The sequence below is a fragment of the Halobacillus sp. AWH4_228 genome, assembly GCF_056158365.1.
The window spans coordinates 3,816,908-3,822,907 of sequence record NZ_JBSWTE010000001.1 but is presented as its reverse complement, the minus strand read 5'-3'; the positions used below and the strand labels follow the sequence as shown (position 1 = coordinate 3,822,907).

6 protein-coding genes are annotated in these 6,000 nt (G+C 47.6%); 3 read left to right on the top strand and 3 right to left on the bottom strand.

Annotation, left to right across the window (positions count from 1 at the left end):
* Positions 1-157 precede the first annotated feature (157 nt).
* Positions 158-1,066, top strand: a complete 909-nt coding sequence (locus ACXADP_RS19710; RefSeq protein ID WP_474972279.1) for a DMT family transporter — start codon at positions 158-160, stop codon at positions 1,064-1,066.
* A gap of 63 nt (positions 1,067-1,129) precedes the next feature.
* Complete coding sequence (locus ACXADP_RS19705) at positions 1,130-2,281, top strand: AI-2E family transporter (RefSeq protein ID WP_474967097.1); 1,152 nt, start codon at positions 1,130-1,132, stop codon at positions 2,279-2,281.
* Positions 2,282-2,363: 82 nt separating this feature from the next.
* On the opposite strand, the gene ACXADP_RS19700 is transcribed toward ACXADP_RS19705, so the two are convergent.
* The 3 genes from ACXADP_RS19700 to ACXADP_RS19690 form a co-directional block, all read right to left on the bottom strand.
* Positions 2,364-2,921, bottom strand: coding sequence for a cysteine dioxygenase (locus ACXADP_RS19700; RefSeq protein ID WP_474972278.1), 558 nt, complete (start codon positions 2,919-2,921; stop codon positions 2,364-2,366).
* 13 nt (positions 2,922-2,934) lie between these two features.
* Positions 2,935-3,825: a DMT family transporter gene (locus ACXADP_RS19695; RefSeq protein WP_474972277.1), complete on the bottom strand. Its 891-nt coding sequence runs from the start codon at positions 3,823-3,825 to the stop codon at positions 2,935-2,937.
* A 166-nt stretch (positions 3,826-3,991) separates the two neighbouring features.
* Positions 3,992-4,996 (bottom strand): YeiH family protein, encoded by a 1,005-nt coding sequence (locus ACXADP_RS19690; protein WP_474972276.1) that lies wholly within the window; start codon positions 4,994-4,996, stop codon positions 3,992-3,994.
* A gap of 108 nt (positions 4,997-5,104) precedes the next feature.
* On the opposite strand from ACXADP_RS19690, the gene ACXADP_RS19685 reads away from it, so the two are divergent.
* A complete protein-coding gene (locus tag ACXADP_RS19685; RefSeq protein WP_474967101.1) occupies positions 5,105-5,995 on the top strand; it encodes a LysR substrate-binding domain-containing protein in 891 nt (296 codons plus the stop codon).
* The last annotated feature ends 5 nt before the right edge of the window (positions 5,996-6,000 follow it).

The following is a 6,000-nucleotide window of genomic DNA, read 5'->3' as shown; positions in this document are numbered from 1 at the left end:
CTGCCACGTCACACAAAACCTTCAGGATTGTCCTGGAGGTTTTTTCGTATAGAAAAATGTATGTTTCATTTCTATTGATTGGAACGTTTAGATTTGATAGAGTATAAAATTATTGGTTGTTATTTCCAAGTCGATGAGAGGAAGGAGGAGGAAGGGCGTGAAGCTGTACGGGGCATTAATGGCACTCAGCCTGATATGGGGGTTATCCTTTGTCTTTATTGAGGTCCTTATACCTGCTGCAGGAGTATGGGGGACTGTGTTTCTGAGATGTATGGCAGGCGCCGCTGTCCTTCTTCCTCTGTTTCTTTATCGCTGGTGGAAAGGGAAGCGGCCGGCTGTTCTTCCGTGGAAGCGTCTTATCGTTGTCGGTTTGTTCAATGCCGGGCTTCCGTGGGGACTGATTGCTTTAAGTCAGACATCACTGACAAGCAATATGGCTGCTGTATTGAATGCCTCTACACCCATTCTGACAGGAGTGGCAGGATTTTTGTTGTTTTCTGTGCGTCTGCACTGGAGACAGTGGGGAGGCATAGTGATCGGCTTTGCAGGTATCATCCTGTTAACCGGATTCCGCCCCGGGGAAATGACAGGGGAGGGTTTCATCGGAGTCGGTACGATGCTTTTAGCGGCTTCCTGTTACGGGTTTGTATCCCATTTCACCAAAAGATATCTTCAAGGGACAGACGTCGTCCTGCTGGCTTTAGCCGGTCTGTTGGTCGGAGCCGCTTCCGGTGCGCTCGGGTTGTTCTGGCTCGAGCCGGGCAGCTGGGGAAATGTCGTCAATCTGGACCTTCAATCCATATTGGCTGTCATCGGTCTTGGATGTCTCGGATCAGGGGCAGCTCACCTTCTCTATTATTATATGATTGATCAGGCTGGGGCCGAGTTTGCGAGTATGGTCACCTATCTTGTCCCTGTCACCGCCTTGATTTGGGGTCGTGTACTTTTGGGAGAAGCTGTTACGCCCAACCTTATATACGGTCTGTTGACAATCTTTGCAGGTATCTACCTGTCTACGAAAAGAAAAAGTCACAGCCATCAGCTTCCATCTGTAAAAGCTGGATAAGGTGGAAAGAGCTTTCTGTGTGATAGAATAAAATCAATCATGCTGTGCTGAGGAGAAATGTTTATGAATCGCTGGGACTCCACACCGGTCATCCGTTTTTTTGGAGGCCGTAAAACATTATTTCTACTAGGTATTCTACTAATGACCGGATTGAATATCCTGGTCTTTTCAAATGTATGGTTTATATTCGAACCTGTTGCCGTATTTGTGAAAACCGTAGCGCTCCCGCTTATCTTATCTGTTGTGGTCTATTATCTGCTCCGGCCGGTGATTAACTTACTGGAGAAGTGGAAAATCAAACGCATTTGGGGCATTGTCTTAACGCTGCTCGTGCTCATCGGGTTAATTACGATGGTGATCGTTTTGATCATACCTTTCCTGGAAAAGCAGTTGATCAGTCTTTCGGAAGAACTGCCACGCTATGTCGTCGACTTAATATTATCGATGGATGAGTGGCTGAAGAATTCTTATTTCTCCGCTTACTACACTAATATGTTTCAGGATGTAGATGGGATGATCAATCAAGTACCGGATTACATATCGTCCTATGCCACACAGACAGTGGAAGGGATCACGAGTATCATTTCTACTGTCACCAGTGTCGTTGTAGCCATTGTCACTCTTCCCTTCATCTTGTTTTACTTATTAAAAGACGGTCATAAGCTGCCCGGGGTCATAATCCGTCTGTTTCCTCCTAAAGCGCGCCCGGAGGTATCAAGTGTGTTCAAAGGGATTGATCACCAGTTAAGCGCCTATATTCAAGGACAGATCATTGTAAGTTTCTGTATCGGTGTCATGATGTATATCGGGTTTTTGATCATCGGACTGGATTACGCCCTGCTGTTGGCAGCAATCGCCAGTGTCACGAGTGTCGTCCCTTATTTAGGGCCGGTGATCGCCATTACGCCGGCGCTGATCATATCTATTGTGACTTCCCCGTTCATGGTGCTGAAGCTTGTCTTCGTCTGGACGGTTGTGCAGCTGTTGGAAGGAAAATTCATTTCTCCCCAGATCATGGGGAAAAGCCTGCACATCCATCCAGTCACGATTATCTTCGTCCTGCTTACGGCCGGTCACCTTTTTGGAATCATTGGAATCATCCTGGCCATCCCAGGCTATGCCATTTTAAAGGTGTTTGTTTCTCACTTTTTCCACTGGTTTCAGCGCCGGTACAACCGTTTTGTTGAAGAAAAAGATCAATACGAAATGGATTAAAAGAGGAAGCGGTGCACCGCTTCCTCTTTTTTTGCTGATCGTCCGTGGTCTTCCGGTGCCTGCAGGAGTTCCCGGTACCCGCTCAACTCTTCTTCAATTGTATTTCCTTAAGCCGCTGCCGCTGTTCTTCCGGCCACCAGGCACCACAGTCTGCGGAAACGACACAAGCAGCGCAGGTGTCCAGGTCATAGACTTTCATCCCCCGAATCGGCGGGGAGTATAAATGAAGGGTGACAAGAGCATTTTCTCCGCTGCGTCCCATTTTATGAATCCCCTTTTTGGGAGCGAACATTGTCCGCCCTTTTTCCTTGTATTCTGTAAAAAGGGGTTCAGGGAGCTTTTCACTTCCTCCTTTATAGACGGTTTGTTTCGTTTCCCCGTTCATAATGAGTATCCAGCCGGATGATTCTCCATGATCGTGAGGGGCACATTCGATGTCTGCCCAATTCATCACAATCATCTCCACATGTTCATCCTCATAAATCATCTGGCGGTAGTACGGTTTACCCTCAGGATCCTTCAGGTAGGGATCCAGCTCCTCAAGTGTAATGTCGCATTCAAGCAGTCTTTTTTTTAAGGATGCCGGAGAGTGATCTGTCAGCGTACGAAAAGCGTTTTGCACCCGTTCTTCCATGTGCATCACGGTTCCTCCTTTATTTTCTTTTTTGATGCTGGGCAAGCAGAACCCCCATTAGAATGAATAGGCCGCCAATAACTGATGTGGCTGCCAGTTTTTCATGAAGGAGAAGCATGGCGGCGGACAATGTGGCCAGGGGTTCCAAGTACATAAACACGGACACTTGGGAGGCGGGCAGAATTTCATGTGCTTTCGCCCAGTACCAGTAAGCCACAGCGGAAACGAAAATACCTAAAAACAACAGGTGGGCCCAATGACTCAATTCCAGTGCAGCCAGCTGAGTGAGCCCTTGATTTCTAATGAAAAAAGGCAGGGTCAGCAGACAGCCGATGATGCTCATATAAAAGGTTAGGACGATGGAAGGGAGAGGGACAGCCAGCTTCTTCAAAAGTACCGAATAGACCGCCCAGTTCAGAGTGCTTAAAATCATAAGCAGATAGCCCATGCTTAAAGAAAGCTTAATAAAAGATCCTTCCCCTCCGGAGGTGATGAGAAGCACACCGAGCACAGCTGTAATGATGCCGGCTGTTTTTTTCAGACTTAGAGGTTCGTGTAGAAAGATGAATGATAAAGCAATGGTGAAAATGGGTGAAAAAGAAATGAGCCATCCGGCATCGGAGGCCTGGATGGATAAAAGGGCGGTCGCCTGGATCACCTGGTGGATGTAAACCCCTAGAATGCCGAGAACGAGGAGGTGGGGCAGATGGGTTATGCGTACTTTTAAGGGATAGCGGAAAACGATAATCATACAAAATAAAAATAGAGCCCCGATTCCAAAGCGTAGAACAAGCAGGGAATACGGGTCTATTTTTTCGAGCACCGCCTTGGTCGAAACAAAAGATATTCCCCAGAAAGTGATGGACAACAGGGCATACAGGGATGCACTCATTTTAGCTGGAGCAATCATATACCTGAATCCTTTCTATAAGTCCGCTGCTTTTACTATATGCATAGAAAGGACAGGCATGTCAGACACCCTGATCCTCCTTTATTTTACCAAAAGACTCTGGGAGCTTAAGTCCTTCGACAAAGAGTGCAGGAAAAAGACAAAAAAACTCCTCGTGAGCGAGGAGTTAAAAGATCCAGTAGGTGAAAAAAGCCAGCAGGATGGAGACGAAAATCAATATCACCGTCGGTTTTAATGCTCTGTCCCGAACATCTCTGAGACTGACACTCAGCCCTAAGCCGACCATCGACATCGTCAGCAGGAAGGATGTAAGAGTGAGCAGGTTGTTCATGACAGGGTCGGGAACGGTGATATACGTCCCTTCGACATAGCTTCCGAACAGACTCATAACGATAAAGCCCAGCAGAAACCAGGGGAACGTGATGGATCCCTGGTTTTCTCCTTTGCTCCGGATCTTCATGACCCAGAGAAGCAGAAGACTGACAGGGACAAGGAGAAACACGCGTGCGAGCTTTGCGAGAAAGGCCATGCCCAGCCCATCAGCTCCTGCAGGCTCACCTGCCAGGGCAACATTGGCGATTTCATGCAGGCTGAGGCCGGCCCACATGCCATAGGCGTCTGCATCCAGAGGAAGGATCGGCCGGATAATGGTGAAGCCGATCGCAAAGAGCGTACCGACAATCGATATAATTCCGGCACTTACGGCTGTGTCCTCTTCCTTAGCATGAATGATCGGCGACACGGCGGCGATTGCTGAGGCCCCACAGATACCGGTGCCGATTCCGAGCAGGGTCATAAGTGAGAGGTCGGCTTTAAACATCTTAGCTGCAAGGACCATGAGTCCGACAGCAAAAATGATGACGAGGACACTCTTCCACAAGAGGGGAAGTCCTTCATTGACGATCATGTTCATATTCAGACGGAGGCCGAATAAGATGATGGCCAGCCGAAGCAGTTTTTTCGCTGCGAATTGGATACCGCTTTTCATTTGTTCGGGATAACCAAAATAGTGGCGGTAGAGGACAGCCAGCAGAATGGCGGCAGCAAGAGGTCCGATCTGACTGACTCCAGGAAGCTGGGCAGCCAGAAAACCGACCGCTGATAGTAAGGCTGTAAATGCAATACCAGAAAGAAGAGGCTGTTTATATATCGTTGATGTAATGATGTTCATGATGGTTCTCCTTTCTATTCCTTCCTTATCATAAGCGCCCATTGATTATTAGTAAAATAAAACTTTATAATAGTTATAATAGGATTTAATAATAACAGGAGGGTCATCATGGATTTTGAATCATTGAAAACGCTCATTACGGTGATTGATGAGAAAAGCTTTACAAAAGCTTCTCACCTGCTCCGGCTTTCACAGCCCACAGTAAGCTCCCATATCCGGCACCTGGAAGAAGAATTCAATACCGTGCTGATTAACCGATCACCGAAACGCTTTGATGTCACACCGACAGGCGAGATGGTGTATAAGAGAGCCAGACAGGTTCTCGGCGTTATGGATAAAGCCAGAAAAGAAGTGCTGCAGTACCATGACCAGATGAAAGGGACGGTGAAAATAGGAGCGAGTTATACAGTAGGGGAATACATTCTTCCTTCCCTTCTCCGGGCGTATGACCAGGAGTTTCCTGAAGTGGATCTTCAGGTGACCATTGCCAATTCTGAGAGAATCAACAGAGAGGTTCAGCTTCATTCCCTGGACATAGGGCTTGTTGAAGGCCGTGTGGCTGATCAGGGGTTGTCTTCCTTCCCTTTTATGAAGGATAAGATGGTGGTCATCGTGCCGGATGACCACCCAATTCGCACATGTGAAACGCTGACGTTCGAGGATCTGCAGGATCACACGTGGATGATCAGGGAGGAAGGCTCCGGTACAAGGGCGATGATGGAATCGATGTTGGAGTCGTACAATATACGACCGCGAAAGACGATTACGATCGGGAGCAATCATGGAGTCGTCCAAGGTGTAAAAGAAGGGCTGGGGCTATCCTTTATTTCAGAAACGGTGGTGACCCACACAGCTGCCGAACACCTGATTATGCCCCTTCCTTATATTCAGCCGACCACCCGTTATTTTTCAGTCGTCACCCCGATGAGTGAAGAGGAAATCACAGAACAGGTGCAGGCATTTATCGGAAAGGTGAAGGAGTTATTTCAATTGTCATAAAACCT